The 19,376-nt window shown below is 70.7% G+C and carries 13 protein-coding genes and 1 pseudogene; 8 read left to right on the plus strand and 6 right to left on the minus strand.

Features of this window, described 5'->3' with window-relative positions; all coding sequences use genetic code 11:
* Nucleotide 1: 1 nt before the first annotated feature.
* Both GA0070604_RS20010 and GA0070604_RS20015 read right to left on the minus strand, forming a co-directional pair.
* Nucleotides 2-5,179, minus strand: a complete 5,178-nt coding sequence (locus GA0070604_RS20010; RefSeq protein ID WP_091120571.1) for a type I polyketide synthase — start codon at nt 5,177-5,179, stop codon at nt 2-4.
* A complete protein-coding gene (locus tag GA0070604_RS20015; protein WP_091120575.1) occupies nt 5,179-6,210 on the minus strand; it encodes a ketoacyl-ACP synthase III family protein in 1,032 nt (343 codons plus the stop codon). The genes GA0070604_RS20010 and GA0070604_RS20015 overlap by 1 nt, the downstream gene beginning before the upstream one ends.
* A gap of 203 nt (nt 6,211-6,413) precedes the next feature.
* Between GA0070604_RS20015 and GA0070604_RS20020 the strand changes: the two genes are divergently transcribed.
* On the plus strand, nt 6,414-7,160 hold the full coding sequence (locus tag GA0070604_RS20020) for a thioesterase II family protein (RefSeq protein ID WP_091120579.1): 747 nt from the start codon (nt 6,414-6,416) through the stop codon (nt 7,158-7,160).
* A 25-nt stretch (nt 7,161-7,185) separates the two neighbouring features.
* A pseudogene (locus tag GA0070604_RS20025) lies at nt 7,186-7,368 on the plus strand (transposase); the annotation flags it as partial.
* Nucleotides 7,369-7,382: 14 nt separating this feature from the next.
* On the opposite strand, the gene GA0070604_RS20030 reads toward GA0070604_RS20025, so the two are convergent.
* Together GA0070604_RS20030 and GA0070604_RS20035 are read right to left on the minus strand one after the other, a co-directional pair.
* Complete coding sequence (locus tag GA0070604_RS20030) at nt 7,383-8,360, minus strand: alpha-ketoacid dehydrogenase subunit beta (RefSeq protein WP_091120586.1); 978 nt, start codon at nt 8,358-8,360, stop codon at nt 7,383-7,385.
* Nucleotides 8,357-9,427 carry a thiamine pyrophosphate-dependent dehydrogenase E1 component subunit alpha gene (locus tag GA0070604_RS20035; protein ID WP_091120590.1) on the minus strand — a complete coding sequence of 357 codons (1,071 nt, stop codon included), beginning with the start codon at nt 9,425-9,427 and terminating at the stop codon, nt 8,357-8,359. The genes GA0070604_RS20030 and GA0070604_RS20035 overlap by 4 nt, the downstream gene beginning before the upstream one ends.
* Nucleotides 9,428-10,022: 595 nt before the next feature.
* On the opposite strand from GA0070604_RS20035, the gene GA0070604_RS34350 reads away from it, so the two are divergent.
* Together GA0070604_RS34350 and GA0070604_RS20045 are read left to right on the plus strand one after the other, a co-directional pair.
* Nucleotides 10,023-10,130, plus strand: a complete 108-nt coding sequence (locus GA0070604_RS34350) for an integrase core domain-containing protein (RefSeq protein WP_425256118.1) — start codon at nt 10,023-10,025, stop codon at nt 10,128-10,130.
* The gene (locus tag GA0070604_RS20045; protein ID WP_091120596.1) at nt 10,127-10,858 is read left to right on the plus strand and encodes an SDR family NAD(P)-dependent oxidoreductase; all 732 of its coding nucleotides are present in this window, start codon (nt 10,127-10,129) and stop codon (nt 10,856-10,858) included. The genes GA0070604_RS34350 and GA0070604_RS20045 overlap by 4 nt, the downstream gene beginning before the upstream one ends.
* Before the next feature lie 42 nt (nt 10,859-10,900).
* Here the strand turns inward: GA0070604_RS20045 and GA0070604_RS20050 are convergent, their stop codons facing one another.
* Nucleotides 10,901-12,145 carry a sensor histidine kinase gene (locus GA0070604_RS20050; protein WP_091120600.1) on the minus strand — a complete coding sequence of 415 codons (1,245 nt, stop codon included), beginning with the start codon at nt 12,143-12,145 and terminating at the stop codon, nt 10,901-10,903.
* A gap of 61 nt (nt 12,146-12,206) precedes the next feature.
* Here GA0070604_RS20050 and GA0070604_RS33985 point away from each other — a divergent pair, with 61 nt between their 5' ends.
* The 4 genes from GA0070604_RS33985 to GA0070604_RS20070 all read left to right on the plus strand — a co-directional run bounded on the left by GA0070604_RS33985 (nt 12,207) and on the right by GA0070604_RS20070 (nt 15,500).
* Complete coding sequence (locus tag GA0070604_RS33985; protein ID WP_091120603.1) at nt 12,207-12,893, plus strand: response regulator; 687 nt, start codon at nt 12,207-12,209, stop codon at nt 12,891-12,893.
* A gap of 107 nt (nt 12,894-13,000) precedes the next feature.
* Nucleotides 13,001-14,014, plus strand: a complete 1,014-nt coding sequence (locus GA0070604_RS20060) for a glycerophosphodiester phosphodiesterase family protein (RefSeq protein WP_244162016.1) — start codon at nt 13,001-13,003, stop codon at nt 14,012-14,014.
* 11 nt (nt 14,015-14,025) lie between these two features.
* A complete protein-coding gene (locus tag GA0070604_RS20065; RefSeq protein ID WP_091127284.1) occupies nt 14,026-14,901 on the plus strand; it encodes an ATP-binding cassette domain-containing protein in 876 nt (291 codons plus the stop codon).
* Nucleotides 14,898-15,500, plus strand: coding sequence for a hypothetical protein (locus GA0070604_RS20070; RefSeq protein WP_091120610.1), 603 nt, complete (start codon nt 14,898-14,900; stop codon nt 15,498-15,500). The genes GA0070604_RS20065 and GA0070604_RS20070 overlap by 4 nt, the downstream gene beginning before the upstream one ends.
* 419 nt (nt 15,501-15,919) lie before the next feature.
* On the opposite strand, the gene GA0070604_RS20075 is transcribed toward GA0070604_RS20070, so the two are convergent.
* Nucleotides 15,920-19,018, minus strand: coding sequence for a M20/M25/M40 family metallo-hydrolase (locus GA0070604_RS20075; protein ID WP_141721355.1), 3,099 nt, complete (start codon nt 19,016-19,018; stop codon nt 15,920-15,922).
* Nucleotides 19,019-19,376 lie beyond the last annotated feature (358 nt).

Raw genomic sequence — 19,376 nt, forward strand, 5'->3', positions numbered from 1 at the left:
CTCAGACCTCCACTGCCAGCTGCTCGTCGACGCCCGCCGGCTCGGCACGGGCGGCGAGCAGCAACTCGCCGATGTATTGCGCGATGGCGGTCACGGTGGGCTGCTGCCAGAGCAGCGTCGTCGGCAGGCTGTGGCCGAAGCGCTGTTGCAGCCGCCGCCGGACGACCACCGTCATGACCGAGTCCATGCCCTGCTCGACCAGCGGCCGCCGACGGTCGAGTTCGCCGGCTGACAGCCGCATCTCGCCCGCGATCAGCTGATCCACCTCGTCGATGACGATCCGGTGCACCTCGTCCGGGGCCAGGACGGCGAACCGTGCCGCTCCGGTGCCACCGGCCGCGGCGGTGTCGTCGCCCGCGGTGTCCTCCTCGGCGCTGAGATCGGCCAGCAGCGGTGGCCGCGGAGCCTCCTCGGCGGTGGGCTGGAGGACGGCGTATCCGCCGGGTCCGTGGCCGAGCGCCTGCCCGGCCGCCTCGAAGAGCAGTTCCGGGTCGACCGCCGCGGTCCCGGGCACGTCGCCCACCGGCCAGCTCAAGCTCCAGGTCGCTCGGCAGCCGCCGGCCCGCCGGTGCGCGGCGAGGGAATCGACGTACGAGGCGACAGCCGCCCGCGCGTCGCCGGGCTGCGGCAGGACACGCGGCTCCAGCGGCACCGCGAAGACCATCAGGTCCACGCTCGCCGGCGGACACACGGTGTGCACCGTGTCGATCAGCGTGAGCACCGAGCGAACGTCGTGGGTGGGGCCGGGCGGGGCCGCGTACACCACGCCGCGTACCGGGGGCAGGTTCCAGGCGTCCGGCACGAGACTGCCGGTACGCGCCGCCGCGGCGACGTCGATCGTGGCCGGGAAGACGGCGACGCCGCGCGCTTCCAGCGCCCGTATTGCGGCGACCTGGGGGCGTAGCTCCTCCGTGAAGTCCCATTCCGCGCGTGGCGGCAGCGCCGACTCGTCGAGCAGGACCAACCGGCGTGCGCCGAGCCCCGCGAGCCACTGCGCGGCGGCGACACCGACCGGCGTGAAGGCGCCGACGACGACATAGGTGCCGTCGGCGCGGACCGACGGTGGCGTGCCGGTGGCGTCGAGTTCGACCCGGGTCAGCCGGGGCACGGACGGACCGTCCGCGTCGAGGGCCACCACGTCCTCGGCGGCCGCCCGGTCGAGGGCGCCCAGAAGGGTCTCCGCCGCGGCGCCGTTCCACGCCGGTCCGAGGTCGATGATGCCCGCGCGCAGACCGGGGTACCGTGCCCGGACGGCGCGCAGCAGGCCCCACAGTGGTGCCTGCCGGGTGTGGGCGAGGTGGGTGCTGTCGCGTACCCCGGAGGTCAGGCACCAGAGCCGGGGCCGCTGCTCGTCGGTGAGCCGGGAGAGCACCTCGGCAACGGCGTCGAGCTGCTCCTGTGCGGCTGCGGCGGCCACGCCGACCGGCCGTACGTGATCGACCAGACTGATCAGGACCTCGGCCGGCCCGTCCAGCGACGCGCACAGCGCGCCGAGATCGGCGGCGCCGGACACCGTGTGGCACTGCACGCCCGCGGCGGAGAGGCCGGCTGCCAGCCCGGCCGGGGCTGGGCCGGCCAGGACCACCGTACGGTTGGCCGGGCTCTCCGCCCCGGCTGCCGGCGGCCGCCAGGTGATCGTGTGGAGCGCTCGGCGCGCGTCGGTGACGGGCGCCGTCTCGCCGATCTCGGTGTAGCGCAGGCCGTCCACCCGCGCGATACGCCGGCCGGTCAGGTCGTGCACCACCGCGTGGGTGATGCCGGTGCGCTCGCCGTCCAGGACGACGGTGACGACCACGGTCTCCGGCGCGTCCTCGGCCACGGCGATCAGTTCCGCGTCGACGGCCATCCGCAGCACCGGCGTACCGGGGAACACCGCCGGCGCGATGGACATCACCGCGTCGAAGGCCGCCGCCCAGCTGCCCGCGCCCGTGCTGTCGTGCGGGGCCTTGACCTCGGCGACGATCACGCCGTCGCCGCGCCGCAGCCGCTCGACCGTCCAGTCGAAGCCGGTGGTCGGCACCCCCACGGCCGCCAGCCGTTCGCGGATCAGGCCCGGCTCGGCGAAGTCGGCGTCGTCGCCCAGTCCCGACGGGATCGGCCCGCCGTGCACCTCCGCCGCCGTGTCGATCTCCGCCTGCACGTTGACCAGCCAGGTGTCGCCGGCCGGCGACCGCGAAGCCAACCGCAGCGCACCGCCGTCCCGGACCACCTGGATCTCGCGGTAGTCGTTGGTGATCAGCGGCTGGCGCATCGCCAGGCCGCGTAGGCTCGCGGGCCGGCCGTCGGTGTCCGCGCCGGCCGCCATGAACGTGCCCACCAGCACGGACGCCGGCACGATCTCCACGCCGTTGAGCGCGTGGCTGCCCGGGTACGGCCGGTTGCCGTCGTCGAGCCCGGTGCGCCACACCACCACCGGGCTGCCCGCGATGGTCTGCCGGGTGCCCAGCAGGGTGTAGCTGTCGACGTCGTGGCCCCGCTGGCGCGTCTGCGTGCCGTCGGTGGTCTCGCGCCACAGGGTCCGCCGCTGCCAGGCGGTGGTCGGCAGATCGACGAGCGAGCCGGCGGGGTGCAGCCGCGACCAGTCGACGGCGATGCCGGCGCAGTGCGCTGCCGCGAGCGACGTGAGCCAGGTCTGGCGTTCCGGGCGGTTGCGGCGCAGGGAGATGCCGACGAACGTGTCGTCGAGTCCCTGCTCCGCGAGGGTCTCCCCGACTGAGTGGGCAATCAGCGGATGCGCGGAGACCTCAAGGAATGCCTCGAAGCCGTCCTCGGCCGCGGCCGCGACGGCAGCCGCCAGGCGCACCGGCTGGCGCAGGTTGGTGGCCCAGTAGACACCGTCGCCGGACGGGACGCCGCGCGGGTCCGTCAGTGCCGTGCTGTACATCGGAATCGCCGGCTTGCCGGGCCGCAGTCCGGCGCACAGTTCGGTGAGCTCGTCCAGCAGCGGGTCCATGTGTGGGCTGTGGAAGGCGATGCCGGCGGTCACCCGGCGCGCTGCGATGCCCTCGGCCGGCCAGGAGTCCAGCACCTTCTGCACGGCGGCCGGGTCGCCGGCGAGCACGGTGGACACGGGCGAGGCCGCGATCGCCGGTGAGAGGTCGTCGCTGCCGGCGAGACGCTCCCGAGCCTGGTCGAACGGCAGGGAGACCATGACCATGTCGCCCTTGCCCTCCGCGCGGACGAGCAGCCGGGACCGCCAGCAGGACACCTGGGCGCCCTCCTCGAGGGTCAGCAGGCCACACGCCACGGCGGCGGCCACCTCGCCCATCGAGTGGCCGATCACGGCGTCGGGGGTGACCCCGTGGGCACGCCAGACGGCGGCCAGCCCGACCTGCAACGCGAAGATCATCGGTTGGATCCGGTCGACCGTCTCGAACGTGCCGCTGTCGATGAGCTCCCGCGCGGTGAACCCGCTCTCGGCCGCGAAGACCGGATCGATAGTGTCGATCACCCGGGCGAACTCGGGTTCGGTGGCCAGCAGTTCGCGGCCCATCCCGCTCCAGTGGGAGCCGTGGCCGGAGAACACCCAGACGAGTCCCGCGCCGTGTCCGGGCCGTACGGTGCCGGTGGCGACGCCGTCAGCGGGACGGTCGGCAGCGAGCAGGCGCAGCCGGGTCACGAGTTCCTCGCGCCCGGCGGCGACGATGCCCGCGCGGCGCGAGTGGTGGGTTCGGTGGTGTGCCAGGGTACGGCCGACCGACGCCAGCGGGAGATGCCCGGCCGTGCTGAGCCGGTCGGCCAGCTCGGCCGCCGACTGGCGCAGCGCCGTGGCCGAGTACCCCGACAGCGGATAGAGCCGGGCCTGCTCCTCGTCGGGCCGGTGCGGATCGGTGCCGGAGGTGTCCGGCGCCTGTTCCATGATGATGTGCGCGACGGTGCCGCCGTAGCCGAAGCCGGAGACTCCGGCCCGGCGCGGGTGCGGCCGCCGCGGCCAGTCGGTTGCCGTGTCCGCCAGGCGCAGTCCCGAATCGGCCCAGGTGATGTCCGGGGTGGGCTCGGTGTACAGCAGGGTGGCGGGGATGGTGGCGTGCTGCAGGGCCAGCACGGTCTTGATGACGCTGGCCACCCCTGCGGCACCCTCCAGGTGGCCGATGTTGGATTTGACCGAGCCGATCAGGCACGGCTCGTCGGCGGCGCGCCCGGAACCGTAGACGGCGCTGAGCGCCCTCGCCTCCATCGGGTCGCCCAGCCGGGTGCCGGTGCCGTGCGCCTCGACGTAGTCGACCGTGTCGGGGCTGACTCCGGCCTGCCGGCAGGCACGGACCATGACGTGTTCCTGTGCCGTGCCGCAGGGCGCCATGATGCCGTTGGTGTGACCGTCCTGGTTGACCGCGCTGCCCCGGATCACCGCGAGCACCCGGTCGCCGTCACGCTCGGCGTCGACGAGCAGCTTCAGGACCACGACGCCGCAGCCTTCGCCGCGGCCGTAGCCGTCGGCGGCGGCGTCGAACGGCTTGGATCGGCCGTCCGGCGAGAGCGCGCCGGCGGCGCCGAGGGTCAGCGACTGCCCCGGTGAGGCGATGAGGTTCACGCCCGCCGCGATCGCCACGGTGCTCTCCGCGAGGCGCAGGCTCTGGCAGGCGAGGTGCACCGCCACCAGCGACGCCGAGCAGGCCGTGTCGACGGCGATGCTGGGGCCGCGCAGGTCGAGCACGTGCGAGATCCGGTTGGCGGTGCCGCAGCTGGCCGCGCCGATCCCGGTCCACGCCTCCACGCCGGGCAGGTCCTCCAGCAGCCGGCTGCCGTAGTCGCCGCTGCACAGGCCGACGAAGACGCCGGCGTCGGTGCCCGCCAGGGTGCGCGGCACGATGCCCGCGTGCTCCAGCGCCTCCCAGGCGACCTCGAGCAGGATCCGCTGCTGGGGGTCCATCAGTTCGGCCTCACGCGGGGTGATGCCGAAGAAGTCGGTGTCGAAGTCGGCGATGCCGGTGATGAAGTTCCCGCGGGTGATCGCCCGGCGCATCGCGGAGGTGAATTCCGCGCCGTGGGCGGCGTACGGTTCCCACCGCTCCGCCGGCACGTCGCCGACGGTGTGCCGGCGGCCGCTCAACAGGTCCCAGAACTGCTCGGGTCCGTACACGTCGCCGGGTAGGCGGCAGCCGACGCCGACGACGGCGACCGGCTCGGTCGCGCGGACCGTGGGTCCGGCGGCGGCTCGGATGTCGTTCGGCACGGTCATCAGGCACGCTCCGGGGTACCGACGATCTTGATGAGGGCGCAGGCGAGGTTGATGCCGGGTCCGGTGCCGAGCATCAGCATGTGCTGACCCGGCCGTAGCTGACCGGTCTCCACCAGATGTTTCAGTGACAGGACGTGGTCGCTCGCCCCGCAGTGGCCGACGGTCCGGCCGTAGTCCCACGACGAGCGCGACATGGGCAGGCCGAGCGGCATCATGCAGCGCTGCTCGACGACCTCGCGGGAGTAGTTCATGAACGCGACCTTGTCGAGGTCGTCGAAGGTGAGGCCGCATTCGGCGACGGTGTCCGCCACCGTGGCGATCATGAGGTCCTGGGCCTTGGCGAGAGCGGCCATGCCGACGCTGCGCGCAACCACCTGCTGCTGGAACCGGCCGGCGAAGCTCAGCGACCGGCCGACGGTGGCGGTCGGCGGAAACAGCGGCTCGCCCCCGCGGTGCAGCTCCTCGGCCTCGGGTACGGTCACCGACGACACCGCGAGCAGCTCGGCGAAGCCGGGGTCCTTGGTCAGCACGACGGCCGTGCCGGCGTCGCCCGCGATGGTGCCCGGATTCATCCGCCAGCGGTCCATCATCGGGGTGCCGTAGTTGTCGGCGGCGACCAGCAGCGCGTGCCGGCGGTGCGGCTCGGCGCGCAGGTGGCTGACCGCGAGCATCATGGCGCTGAAGATGCCGTTGCAGCCCTGCCGGATCTCGACTGCGGGGACGGCGCCACCGACCAGATGACGTTGCAGGTACGAGTGCGGCAGCCACCCGTCGGGTCCCTGGTGCCAGGTGCTCGCGTAGATCATCAGGTCGAAGTCGGTCGCCGGCTGGCCGAACTGCTTGACCGCCTGCTGCGCGGCCCGCAGTGCCATCTCCGGTGCCGGCAGGTCACCAGCGACGGCGGCACCGCCGAGCTGATGCAACTCCACGTCCTCCGCGGGATAGAGCCCCTCGGCAACCGCGTCCTGCACGGTCACCGTCGGCGGCAGGAAAGCGCCTATCCCGCCGATATAGAAATCCGGTGTGCGCACGAATACGCCTCCTCGGTTCGAGACTGGAAAGCACTGCCGGGCAATGCGAATCGGCGGGGAATCACGCCACTGTACGGAACGTATGAGCCGGGCGAGTAACGCATCAACCCCTAAGCAGGCGGTCCTTCTAGGGGTTTTCAGGCTCGGGGGCAAGCCGCTAGAAATGGCACGGTAAGCCGAGAGTCAAACAGAAAGCGTGGTCGATGACCGAGGAAGAAAGCCTCTGGATCCGCTGCTTCCATCAGTGCCCGCAGGCCGATGTACGGCTTGTCTGTCTCCCGCACGCCGGCGGGTCGGCGAGCTATTTCTTCCCGATGTCGCATGCGTTGACGCCGGCGGTCGAGGTGCTGTCGGTGCAGTACCCCGGCCGGCAGGACCGCCGGTTCGAGCCGTGCATCGAGGACCTGGGCGAGCTGGCCGACCGCGTCTTCGAGGCGGTACGGGGCCTGGCCGACCGTCCCCTGGCGCTGTTCGGACACAGCATGGGAGCCGCGCTGGCGTTCGAGGTCGCGGTGCGGCTGGAGACCAAGCTGGGCGTCAGCCCGCAGCACGTCATCGTCTCCGGCCGCCGGGCGCCGTCGGTGTTCCGCACCGAGCAGGTGCACCTGCGCGACGACGCCGGCATCATCGCGGAGCTACGCGACCTCAGCGGCACCTCGAACGACATGCTCGACGACACCGACATCCTGCGGATGATCCTGCCGGCCATCCGGGCCGACTACCGGGCGATCGAGACGTACCGGGGACGGCCGGGTGCCACCGTTTCCGCCCCGATCACGGTGCTGACCGGCGACACCGACCCGCGGGTCACGCTCGCGGACGCGCACGAGTGGCGCTCGCACACCACCGGCGCCTCGGAGGTGCTGGTCTTCCCGGGCGGGCACTTCTATCTCAACGACTGCCGCAACGACGTGAACGGCGTCGTGGCCCGCATCCTCACCGGCGCCTGAGCAGCCCGGGGGCCGGTCGCCGCTCAAGTTTGAGTCGACGGTCACCGCCGGCCAGGTGCGGGACATCGTGGAGCGGCTGGTTGCGGCCGGGCGGTGGCACGCCGGTGGCCCGGACATCCTGGTCGTGGCCGACGCCGGGTACGACGCGCCCCGGCTGGCGTTCCTCGTGCGTGACCTGCCCGTGCAAGTCCCGGCACGGATGCGCTCGGGTTGAAGACCAGGTCAGTACCCGAGCGAGGCGTCGATGGCGTCCAGGATCCGGTCGGCGTCCGGCAGGTATGCCTCCTCCGCCCGCGACGGCGGGTACGGGATGTTGTAGCCGCCCACCCGCAGCACCGGCGCCTCCATCTCGAAGAAGCAGTGCTCGGTCAGCAGCGCCGCGATCTCCGCGCCCAGGCCGAGCGTTGTGGGCGCCTCGTGCACCACGACGGCGCGGTGGGTCCGGCGTACCGACGCCAGCACCGCCGGCAGATCGAGCGGTGCCAGCGAGCGCAGGTCGAGGACCTCCACCGAGCGCCCCTCCTGCCCGGCGATCTGCGCGGCGATCAGGGCGGGGTGCACCATCGAACCGTAGGTGACGATCGTGAGATCGGTACCCGCGCGGACCACCCGCGCCGCGTGCAGCGCGGATCCGGCGGACGGCGGCGGGCCCTCCTCGACCTCGCCCTTCTGCCAGTACCGGCACTTGGGCTCGTAGAAGATCACCGGGTCGTCGCTCGCCACCGCCTGCTGGATCATCGTGTAACCGTCGGACGGGGTGGCGCAGGTGACCACGCGCAGCCCGGCGGTGTGCACGAAATAGGTCTCGTTGGACTCGCTGTGATGTTCCACCGCGCCGATGCCGCCGCTGCCCGGGATACGGATCACCACGGGCAGGCTCAGCCGGCCGCCGGAGCGGGCCCGCATCTTGGCGAGCTGGCTGACGATCTGGTCGAACGCCGGGTAGACGAAGCCGTCGAACTGGATCTCGCAGACCGGCCGGTAGCCGCGTAACGCCAGGCCCACGGCCGTGCCCACGATGCCGGACTCGGCCAGCGGGGTGTCGATGACCCGGTCCCCGCCGAAGTCGTCGCGCAGGCCTGCGGTCACCCGGAAGACGCCGCCGAGCCGGCCCACGTCCTCACCCATCACCACGACCCGCGGATCGCGCGCCATCGCGGCCCGCAGGCCCCGGTTCAACGCCGCCGCCAGTGTGATCATCGAGGGGTCACCGCGGGCCCGTCGGCGAACGAGGCCCGGTACGCGCTCATCCGCTCGCGTTCCTCGCGCAGCAGAGGCGGCTCGTCGGCGAAGGTGTGCCGGAACGTGTCCTCCAGCATCGGATCGGGCAGCGACAGGCAGGCCGCCCTGGTCTCCTCCGCCAGCTTCCGGGCGTCGCTGTCCAGCTCGTCGAAGTACTGCTCGTCGGCCCAGCCACGGTCCTTGAGCAGGATCGCCAGGCGGCTGATCGGGTCGCGTCCGCGCCACCGCTCCACCTCGCTCTCGGGCCGGTAGATCCGGGGGTCGTCGGAGGTGCTGTGCCCGGCGATGCGGTACGTATGCGCCTCGATCAGCGCCGGCCGGCCGCCCTCGCGGACGGCCTCGGCAGCCTTGGCGGTCACGGCGTACACGGCAAGCGCGTCATTGCCGTCGACGTGGTAGGCGTCCAGGCCGAAGCCGGCGGCGCGGCTGTGCAGCGGGGCGCCCATCTGCTGCGACGTGGCGGTGGAGATGGCCCACTGGTTGTTCTGGCAGAAGAAGACGATCGGTGCGCTGGTCACCGCGGCCCAGTTCAGCGCCTCGTTCACGTCGCCCTGGCTGCTCGCACCGTCACCGAAGTAGGTCAGCACCACCTCCGGTGCCCCGTCCAGACGGACCCCGAGCGCGTAGCCGGTGGCGTGCAGGGTCTGCGCGCCGAGGACCAGGGTGTAGATGTGGAAGCGGTAGCGGGCCGGGTCCCACCCGCTGTGGGCCACCCCCCGCCACTGCGCCAGCAGCTCGGCCGGGCTGATCCCTCGGCAGAGCGCGGCGGCGTGCTCGCGGTAGCTGGGGAACACGTGGTCCACCGCGGTGAGCGCACGGATGGAGCCCACCTGTGCTGCCTCCTGCCCGAGCGCCATGAGCCAGAGACCGAGCTCGCCCTGCCGTTGCAGGACCAGCGCCTCCTCGTCGAACCGGCGGGCGAGCACCATGTCGCGGTAAAGGTCCCGGCACAGCCCGGGGGTGACGTGCAGGGGCGCCCGCGGATCCGCGCTCAGTGTCCCCCCAGGGCTCAGCAGCTGAATCATGTTCGCCTCACCTTCGTGGGCCCGGGCCGCCGGCACGGCGGGCGATGCGGTATGCCGACCGCCCGGGGGAAGGCGGCCGGCATACCCCAGCCGCGGAACGGGGAGATCGTGGTCCCGGTCCCGCGGTGATGGCGGGCCGCCGGCGGTGACCGGCGGACGCCACCGGCGGCGGCCCGGCGGTCGGCCGGCACCGGCCGGTTAGCCGGACAGGAAAGAACGGGAAATGCCACTGCACCGTTTCGCTGTTTCAGATACTAGGTGGCCGCCCCAGGGGCGATAACCCCTAAGAATTCACCCCAGTCTTTATCAGCGTCGGCACTGATTGGTTCGTGCGAATCGCGAACCGGTCGTCACGCACCGGCGTACCCGCCAATTCCAGTGCATCCGCGTACCGGACCAGGCAGGGCAGCACGATAGGCGCCTCCATTCCGGTGCCGAATGAGGTGGGATGGGTGTCGTGGCGCAGCACCTCCCCCACGTACGCCTCGGCGTGGCCGTCGTCGGCGCCCAGCCGGCTCGCCCTTCTCAAGGTGCTCGATCAACCGCACGGCTCCAGAGCGGGTACGCGGTCGAGTCGAGCGCCGCGACCAGCGGCATGACGAGCCTGAAGGCCGTGGCCGCCTGGCTGCGTCACTACAATCACCACCGGCCCCACACCACTACCGGCGGCAAGCCGCCCATCACCAGGGCGAGGATGAAGTGAATCGGAAAGTCGCACTCGTCACCGGCGCCGGCCGGACCAATGGTCTCGGCCTCGCCACCGCCCGCGCGCTCGCCCAGCAGGGCTTCCACGTCATCGTGACCGCGCGGACCGACGCCCAGGCGGAGGAGCAGGCGAGCGCGCTGCGCGCCGAGGGGCACAGAGCCGAGGGCTATCGGCTCGACCTTGCGGCGACCGACGAGTTCCCGGGCGTCGCCAAGCGCATTCAGGCAGACCACGGCCACCTCGACGTCCTCATCAACAACGCGAGCGTGTTCCCCGACATGAATACGAGCACTGCACTCGACGCGCCGACCAACGACATCCGGGCCGCGTTCGACGTCAACGTCGTCGGTCCGTGGGCGCTCACCGTGGCGCTGCGCCCCCTGCTTGAGGCGGCACCTGCGGCGCGCGTCGTCAACATCTCGAGCGGCGCCTATCAGCAGATCACCTTCCTCGGGGAGCAGCCCGGCGACGTCGGAGCGCCGGCGTACTCGTTCACCAAGCACACGCTCAACTACCTCACCCTGATGCTCGCGGCGGCATTCCGCGACACGAAGGTGCTCGTCAACTCGGTGGACCCCGGTCGCGCCGACACGCACCCCGAGCTCGGAACCGACGAGGAGGACATGCCTCCTTCGGTGGCCGCCGGCTGGATCGCGAAGGCCGCGACGCTCCCCGAGAACGGGCCGAGCGGCGCGATCTTCCTCAACGGCCACCGCGTCGGCTGACCCGTTGAGGCCGGCCTCGCGCGGACGGCCGGCTCAGTTCCTTCACGACGGCGTGGCCGGCTTGCGGTCCGGTGGTTGATCGAAACCGCATTGGGCCGGGAAGGTGGCGATGACGTTCCACCCACCGCCGCTGAGCGGACCGTGGCGGAGGATGCCTCCGTATTCCTCGACATCCTCGGCCAGGCTGCGCAGCCCGTAGCCGGACAGGTCACCTGTGCGGGCCTCCGGTGAGCTCCGTTGCGGCCGTGGCCGTCGGCTTCTGGCCTGCGGTTCACTCAGCGCGGAGACCGAAATTCGCTCGGCGTCGCGATCTATCACGATGTCGAGCCGGGTGCCAGGGCCACTGTGCCGCAGAGCGTTGGTGGCCGCCTCCCCGATCAACCGGTGCGCCACGGTCAGCAGCGGCTCGGGCAGGTCGACGAGACCGGCTGGGGGGCCCGCCGGTACGTCCAACCCGGCGGCCCTGAGCTGGTCCAGCCGTTCGGTGAGGTTGTTCGCGGAGGCGGACGAGGCATGAGTGTCCAACGCGGTGACGACCTTGCGGATCTCGGTCAGGCCTCCCCTGCCGGCCGTCAGCACCCGGTTGGCCCGGTCCCGCTGAGCGGGCGTCAGTCCGCCGGTGACCAGCAGTGCCTCGGTCTGAACGACCATCACCGTGATGGTGTGTGCGACGGTGTCGTGCAGCTGGCGCGCCAGCCGTTCCCGGGCCGCCGCCGCGGCCCGGTCCGCGGCGGCCGTTCGCCGCTCAAGACGCAGTCTGGTCCGCTCCTCGACCAGCGCGACCCGGTGCCGTAACAGGTTGCCGCGCTCGACGCCGGCAAGCCAGGCGACGGTGAACGCCACAACGGCGAGAAGCGCCCCTTCCACCGGGCCGCGGCGGGGCAGGCTGGCAACGGCCACCGCGGCCGTCGTCGTCCAGCACAAACCCCAACGGACCAGCGGCGAGGGGCGTTCGGCTGCGGTCGCGATCGCCAGCAACGCGGGCAGGTACCCGACGGTGCGTGACATGCCGACGAGTACGTGCGCCACGGTGCTCAGGCCGACGACCGCGAGTACCAGGCCAGGTGCCCGACGGCGTACCGCCAGGGGGAGGATCTGCAGGGCGGACAGCGACGCGGGGAGCAGGGCCGGTGCCGGCCCGTCGCCGGTGACCGCTGCTCCACTTGCCGAGGTCGCCACCCCGCTGAGCAGAAACAGCCCGGCGAGGAGCACCTGTAGCGTGAGGTCCACGACGACTTGCCAGCGGGCCCGTAGCCAGCCGAGCAGGCTGTGTCGTTGCAGTACCACGTCGCCTCGCCTCCCGATACCGCCGCGGCCACCGGTCCCGGCCCGTCAGTAGGATCACCCGGTGGTCCGGCTTGCCATCGTGGATGATCAGGCGCTGGTGCGGGAAGGGTTGTCTCTGATCCTTGACGCTCAGCCGGACATTGAGGTGGTCGCGGCGCTGGTCGACGGTCCGGCGCTGCTCGACTTTGTCGAGCGCCATCCGGCGAGCGTTGATGTCATCCTGCTGGATCTATACCTGCCGGGCGCCGACGGGGTACGCGTCCTGCGCTGGCTGCGCGAGCGGTTTCCAGACCTGGGCGCGCGAATACTGATGCTGACCACCATCGGTCGGGCCGAGGAGATCCGCCGCGCCCTCGTCGCCGGAGCGGACGGCTTCGTGCTGAAGGACGCGACCGGCGACGAGCTGGCCGCGGCCGTCCGGAGCGTCCGTAGTGGTGTGACAGCGCTCAGCTCATCCGCCGCCGACGCCCTCTGGCGGGAGCGCGATGAACAGGCGAGTACGGACGGTGCCGGCCCGGTCCCGGACCGGTACGACTCGGCAGCCAGCCGGGTCGCCACCCTGACGCCCCGCGAACGGGAGATCCTGGACCTGCTCGGTCGCGGCCTGGCCAACCAGGACATCGCCCGTGATCTGCGACTCGCGGAACGCACGGTGAAGACGCACGTCAGCAACGTGTTGGCGAAGCTACAGGTGACGAGCCGTACGCAGGCCGCACTGCTGATCCGCGACCTGTCGGACGGGCAGTGACTCACCGTAGTCGTTGACAGCGAATCGGCGGACTGGCCCGAAAGACACGGTCGGGCTACGTCCTTCGCCGGTTCCGCCATCGGGCCCGTGCCGCGACGCTGATGCCCGTGACTCTGCCTGACCAACTCCAGCGCGGCCCCGTCACCCGGCGGCGCCGTGTCCTGCGCGTCCTGCTCGCCTGCACGCTCGGCCTCGCCGCCTTCGTCTACGTGAACAACAGCTCGTGGCTGGCCGGTTCCGATGGCGGAGGTCCGCTGCTGCTCGCCCACCGCGGCCTGGCGCAGACCTTCGACCTCGCCGGGGTGGAGAACGACACCTGTACGGCGGAGCTGATTCACCAGCCGGAACATCCGTATCTCGAAAACACGATCGAGTCGATGCGAGCCGCCTTCGACGCTGGCGCCGACATCGTGGAGTTCGACATCCAGGTGACGATGGATGACCGGATCGTGGTCTTTCACGACCATCAGCTGGAGTGCCGCACCAACGGCACCGGCCGGGTACGTGAGCACACACTGGCGGACCTGCGCCGGCTCGACGTCGGCTACAACTACACCCCGGACAGGGGTGCCAGCTATCCGTTCCGGGGCACAGGAGTCGGCCTGATGCCGACCATCGAGGAGGTGTTGGCCGCGTTCCCCGACCGGGAGCTGCTGATCGACGTCAAGAGCGGTGACCCGACCGAAGGGGAAATGCTCGCCGACTACCTGGCCACGCTGCCAGCTGAACGGCTCGCCACGCTCAGCGCGTACGGCGGCGACGAGCCGATCGCCGCGCTGTCGGCCAGGATGCCACGGCTACGGGTGCTGTCGAAAGCGATCATGAAGGACTGCCTGCTCCGCTACATCGCGGTGGGCTGGACCGGCTCTGTGCCGGACGTCTGCGAGCACCGGGAGCTGCACATTCCCGAGGCGTACGCGCCCTATCTGTGGGGGTGGCCGAACAAGTTCGTCGACCGGATGGCGGACAAGGGCACCCGGGTGGTCATCGTTGCTGGGGACGGTGGGTTCTCCGAGGGCTTCGACAGCGCCGACGACTGGAGGAGGCTGCCGGACGGCTTCACCGGTTCCGTGTGGACCAACCGCATCGACCGGGTGGCGCCACTGCGCGACAAGGCGTGACGGCGGGTGCGATGATCCAGGCCTTCGATCTCACCAAGGCATACCGTCGCCGGCGAGCGGTGGACGGGGTCACGTTCTCCGCCGCACCTGGCAGAGTGACGGGATTTCTCGGGCTCAACGGCTCCGGGAAGACGACGACGCTGCGAATGCTGCTGGGCCTGACCCGACCGACGTCCGGCCACGCGTTGATCAACAACCGCAGGTTCGGGGATCTGCCGCATCCGCTCCGGCAGGTCGGCGCGGTCCTCGAACAGGGCATCAGCCACCCGGGCCAGTCCGGGCGCGCGCACCTGGTCTGCCAGGCCATCGTCGCCGGGGCGAGCCGCTCCCGCGCGGACGCGTTGCTTGAGTCCGTGGGCCTCGCCGACGCCGCGGATCAACGCACGGGCGACTACTCGTTGGGCATGCGGCAGCGTCTCGCCGTGGCCACGGCGCTGCTGGGAGACCCGCCGGTGCTCATCCTCGACGAGCCGGCCAACGGCCTGGACCCGGAGGGCATCGTGTGGCTGCGCCGGCTGCTGCGGGACCATGCCCGCAGAGGTGGGACGGTGCTCATCTCCAGCCACCAGTTGGCCGAGTTGGCCCAGCTCATTGACGACGTCGTCATCATCGCCGGAGGCCGGGTCAGGTGTGCGGCGCCGCTCGCGGCACTCTACGGCGCCACGGCACGGCTTCGCGTACGCGGCCGCGACCCGCACCGTCTCGGCCAGGCGTTCCGGAGCGCCGGCGCTCGCGTCACCGCTGACGGTCACTGCTTGGAGGTGATCGGGCTGTCCGCTCAGGATGCCGGCGAGGTTGCCTTCGCCGCGCGGGTGCCGATCTACGAGCTGACCGCCGACGTCCCAAGCCTGGAACGGATCTTCCTGGACCTGGCGGCCGCGCAGTGATCGCGCTCATCCGTAGCGAGCTCTACCGGGTGGCCACGATCCGGTCGGGTTGGGTCTCCATCGTCGCGTTCAGCGCCCTGGGCGCCCTCTTCGGCTGGTACGACACCGACGCGTGGGGACTCCTGGCGGGCATGGGAGCGCTGTGGCTCGCCGTCATGGTGGTGGGGCAACATCATCAACACCGCACGGCGTTCCTGCTCTATCTCGCCCGGACGAACCGGGTGCTGGTTCTGATCAGCCAGCTCGTCTCCAGCATCATCGTGGCGGTGGGTGTCGTCGCGACGAGCGGCGTCCTGGTGCTCGCCAAGGGCGAGGTCGCCCAGTACAGGAACGTTTTGACGGTCGTACCGATCATGGCCGTGTTCGGGGCCGCGAGCGCGGCCATCGTGCGTCGTGCCACCTGGCTGCTGATCGGGTACGCGGGATGGTTCGTCTTCGTCGAGGGCGTGGTGGGCCGGTTGGCGGCGCCGTTGCCGTTCTCGGCCTTTCTGAACGGAGGCGCCGGTGACCGTGACGGTCTGCTGGTCGCGGCAGCCTGGGCGGCCGGGGTGCTCGTCATCGCGGTCGTCGCGATCCGCCGCGATCTGGGCAGCCACTGAGGGCCGATCGGGACAAGGATGTGGGCGCGGCGTTGTTCCGGCCTCTGGCAGGTCCGCCTGTCGGCAGATCGCCGAACGTGCGCCTGAGCCGCCCCGGTGATCTTGGAGACTCGGATCACTGCGCTCCGGCCGGGGCGACGGGGGCCTTGTGCTGATCTTAGTGGATGGCCTCGTACTCGCCCGGCGGGCGATGGTCGCAGGCCGAGTGAGGCCGACGGACGGACCTGCACGACGTCGTCGCCGACGCGTGGCACTTCCGGACCGCGCACGCCCCGGTGGGCACCGGGCGGCAGTGACGCCCCGGTGCGGGCATGGGAAATGCACCGCACCGGGGCGTCCGGATCATTTGCTGGCGCTGCTGTGGGGGCGGATCGCGGTACGCCAGCGCAGCGCCGTGCCGAACCTCCGGTTCACCCGGGTCACATGATGGAGATCGACCGCACCTGGGTGTTGCCCTTGGTGTCGACGTATACCTTGTGATCGCCGACGGTGTAGGTGCCAGCAGCGTTGTTGTCGATGGTGAACGTGGCCGTCACAGGGGACTCGCTGCCGTCGACGTGGGTCTGCTTCACCGTGATGGTCAACTCGTTCTTGTTGCCGTTCAACTTCTTCACCACCGCCGACGGCTTGGCATCGATGACCGCGTTGGTGACTGTCACGTAGACCGCGTCGGGTGAGGAGAACTCCGCGTTCTTCTGCCCATCACCGAACAGGAAGAAGCCCCGTTGTTCGACGGCTCCGCGCCCGGGGAACGGATCCGGGTTCGAGGCCAGGTACGTCGGATTGACCGTGTACAGGTCCGTCTTGGAGTCCGCGAGGATGGCCTGCACCCCGGTGTACGGGGCATCGGTGACCGCGAGGTTGACCGACAGGTAGATGGCGTTGGGGTTGTTGGCCGAAATGCGCGAGGAGAAGTACTTGTCCGCACTCTGCCCCGCAGGAACGGCCAGCGGCACAACCGTGTCGCCGACGAGAATGTTGAACTGGAAGTCGCCGTAGCCGCCGGCGACGAACTTCGCCCAGGCCGCGTCCGACATGTGGTCGGGGCGCTCCACCTTGAACTCCAGGCGCATCGGTGCCACGTACGTGCTGTTCAGGTACTCGGTGTCGGTCAGGGGCAGGTAGACCCCTCCCGGGGCGTGCCCCAGTTCGAAAGCCGACGCGGTCGGGGTCGAGTTGCCGCGCCCGTTCCACATCGGGATGTTGAACGAGGTGGCGCCGAGCAGGGCCTGGTTGCCCAACTGGCTCGTGCCGACGGCGGCCGACGCGTCCTTGTAGGTTCCGATCGTGACGTCGAGCAGGTCGAGGTCCGCCCGGTCGGCGTTCAACCCGGGCATGTCCGCCCACATGAACTTGGCACCGGCGGGGCCGGAGTACCGGGCCATCTCCAGCATGCCATCGGCCATGATCTTGGTCATCTGCACTGCTGAGTCGACCTTCATCCGCTCGTTGGCGGTGTGCCACCAGCGCTCGTTACCCGGGATGACGGCGCCGAACGCGGTCATCTTGTTGCGGAAGCTGCTGGCCAGGGTGCCACCGGTCGTGCCCTGCGGATAGACCACGTCCCGGAGGGCGTACGGATCCGCGAACTCCTTGGGGTTGCGGTCGATCGAGGCCTGGTAGCTCCCGAACTGGAGAGCCGTCAGCGGGTTGTCGTGTGTGACGTACAACCCGGCACCGACGGGCGAGCCGAGGGTGCCGATGGTGAACCCCTTCGCCTGGAAGGCGGCCGTGACCGCCGCCGTCGCCTGGCCGGAGTCGGCCGCGGTGACGTGCATGCTGCGCACGTACATCGGCATGCTGAGGCTGCCGGAGGCGTCCGTGTAGAAGCTCGTCGGGGTCTCCGAGTTGATGCCGCCCATGAGGGCGAAGGTCAGGTTCGGCGTGCCGTTGTTCGGGTTGCGCAACAGGTTCGCCGGGATGCCCATGTACTTGCCGATATAGGCCTCGCCCTCGACCCCGTCGCGGAAGAACAGGTCGGTGATGCCGTCGGCGGCCTTCTTCAACTGCAGGTCGGCGGCCGCGCCCCCCAGTTCGCCGAGTCCCTTGGAGAGGAGGTACATCCCCCACACGACGGCGTTCTTGCCGTACTGCGGGGTCGGCATCTCCATCGCCACGTCAGTGTTGATCTCCAGCGTGAGCGAGTCGCCGGTGATCGTGGTCTGCACCTTGGGTGTGGTGCGGGGAGCGGCCGGGAGCCAACCCTTCGTGGTCGCGGCAGCGGTGATCGCCGACACGAATCGGTCGCGCTCGGCGGAGCCGGCACCCGCGACGTCGAGGGTGAAGATGGCCCGCGAGGCGATCTGGGTGGTGCTGCCGTAGGCGATGTCCTTGAGCGTCGGGTCGCCTTCGCGCAGGGTGACGCCGGCTCTGGCGTCCGTCAGCCGGAAGGCCTTGGTGCTGTCCGCGGACAGGCTCATCGACACCGACGGGGTCACCGATCCGGAGTTGCCGACGATGACCGGGAACCGCGAGTCGGAGGTGTAGGCCGCGATCGGGATCTCTTCGCGGTTGAGGTTCTTGTAGGCCCAGTTGTCGTAGAAGCTCGGGTTCGAGTTGTACGGGATGGACTGGAAGGTGGCGGTGTTCGTCGTCGAGGGCGTGCCGGGACCACCGTCTTCGTAGATTCCCATGACGATGCGGATGCGTCGGTCCAGGGGCAACCCCGCCTCGAGTAGCGCCTTGGCCGCGAGCAGCGTCGCCAGGGTCGGGCCGCTGTCGTCCTGGATGCCCGCCCCGTAGACCCAGCCGTCCTGGACATAGGGCGAGTGGTAGGCACCAGGAGTGCCGAGGTTGCCATCGGCGTCTCGCCAGCGCGCCAGCTGGGCTGGCGTAACGGAAGCCGTCGGCGAGTCGAGGTGACTCAACGCCATGACCATCTCCGGGGCGTCCGGGTCACCGATCTCCGCGTAGACGTACTTGTCGGGCTGGCGCTGGACGACCACCGGGAAACCCAGGTCGGTGGCCAGCTTGACCACCCAGGCGAGCTTGGCGACCTTGCGGTCGTACTCGTTCTGGTTGGCTTCGGTGTTGCTGACCGGGAAGGGGTACGCCGTCGCGGCCGTGCCGCCTCGGGAGATGGAGTCGTAGCTCGACCCGTCCAGCATCGCCCCGACCAGAGTGAGGGGGTCGTAGGTGCCGTCCCCCGCCCGCGCGCTGCTGACGCGTCCCGCCAACGCCTCGACTTCCGCGTGGATCGCGTCACGCTCGGCGTCGGTTACCGAAAGGTCGTAGGTGACACTCGGCTGGAAGCGCTCCTCGCCGAGGCTGGTCGCGGACGCGCTGGGCGCGGGCGCAACGGTCGCCGCGAGGGTCGCAGCGAGCAGGACGGAGAAAGTGATCGTCCGTCTGTCTCTCATAGAAGCTCCAGAACAGGGGGGATGACACGGTGGCGACAGCACACGCCAGCCGTGCCGCCCGCGGCCGACAGGGCGGGATTTCTTGAGGATGATCTGAGAATCGGCCGGTGCCGTCAGCTCGGCCGCAGCCGGTAGCCCACCCCCGCGTACGGTCTCCACCAGGCCGGCGTCGTCGAGCTCGCCGCGCAGGGCCGCGACATGGACGTCGAGGGTGTTCGGCCTTTCGGGTGATCTGCCCTACGTCCATCAGCAACCGTTCGCGAGACACCGTGCCCGCCTGCCGGGCCAACGCCATCAGCAGGTCGAACTCCTTGCGGGTCAGGTTCACCTCCCGGTCGGAGAGCCGGACCTGCCGGGCGTTGAGGTCGACCCGCAGGTCGGCGACCTGCAGCGTCGTATCGGCCCGCGTGACGCGAGCGCTGGGCGGGAATCTGTGGGATCTGCTGCTCCTCGTGCTTCCAGTGCACTGGCGGGGCGCTGGCCCGAGGCGACGTATTCCACGACGGCAGCTCGATCG

The organism is Micromonospora eburnea (genome assembly GCF_900090225.1).
GTDB classification, from domain to species: domain Bacteria; phylum Actinomycetota; class Actinomycetes; order Mycobacteriales; family Micromonosporaceae; genus Micromonospora; species Micromonospora eburnea.

Coding starts and splice junctions, on each gene's coding strand:
- GA0070604_RS20065 (WP_091127284.1), top strand. CDS start 14,026: ATGATCCAGGCCTTCGATCTCACCAAGGCATACCGTCGCCGGCGAGCG.
- GA0070604_RS20020 (WP_091120579.1), top strand. CDS start 6,414: ATGACCGAGGAAGAAAGCCTCTGGATCCGCTGCTTCCATCAGTGCCCG.
- GA0070604_RS20030 (WP_091120586.1), bottom strand. CDS start 8,360: ATGATCACACTGGCGGCGGCGTTGAACCGGGGCCTGCGGGCCGCGATG.
- GA0070604_RS20010 (WP_091120571.1), bottom strand. CDS start 5,179: ATGACCGTGCCGAACGACATCCGAGCCGCCGCCGGACCCACGGTCCGC.
- GA0070604_RS20035 (WP_091120590.1), bottom strand. CDS start 9,427: ATGATTCAGCTGCTGAGCCCTGGGGGGACACTGAGCGCGGATCCGCGG.
- GA0070604_RS34350 (WP_425256118.1), top strand. CDS start 10,023: ATGACGAGCCTGAAGGCCGTGGCCGCCTGGCTGCGTCACTACAATCAC.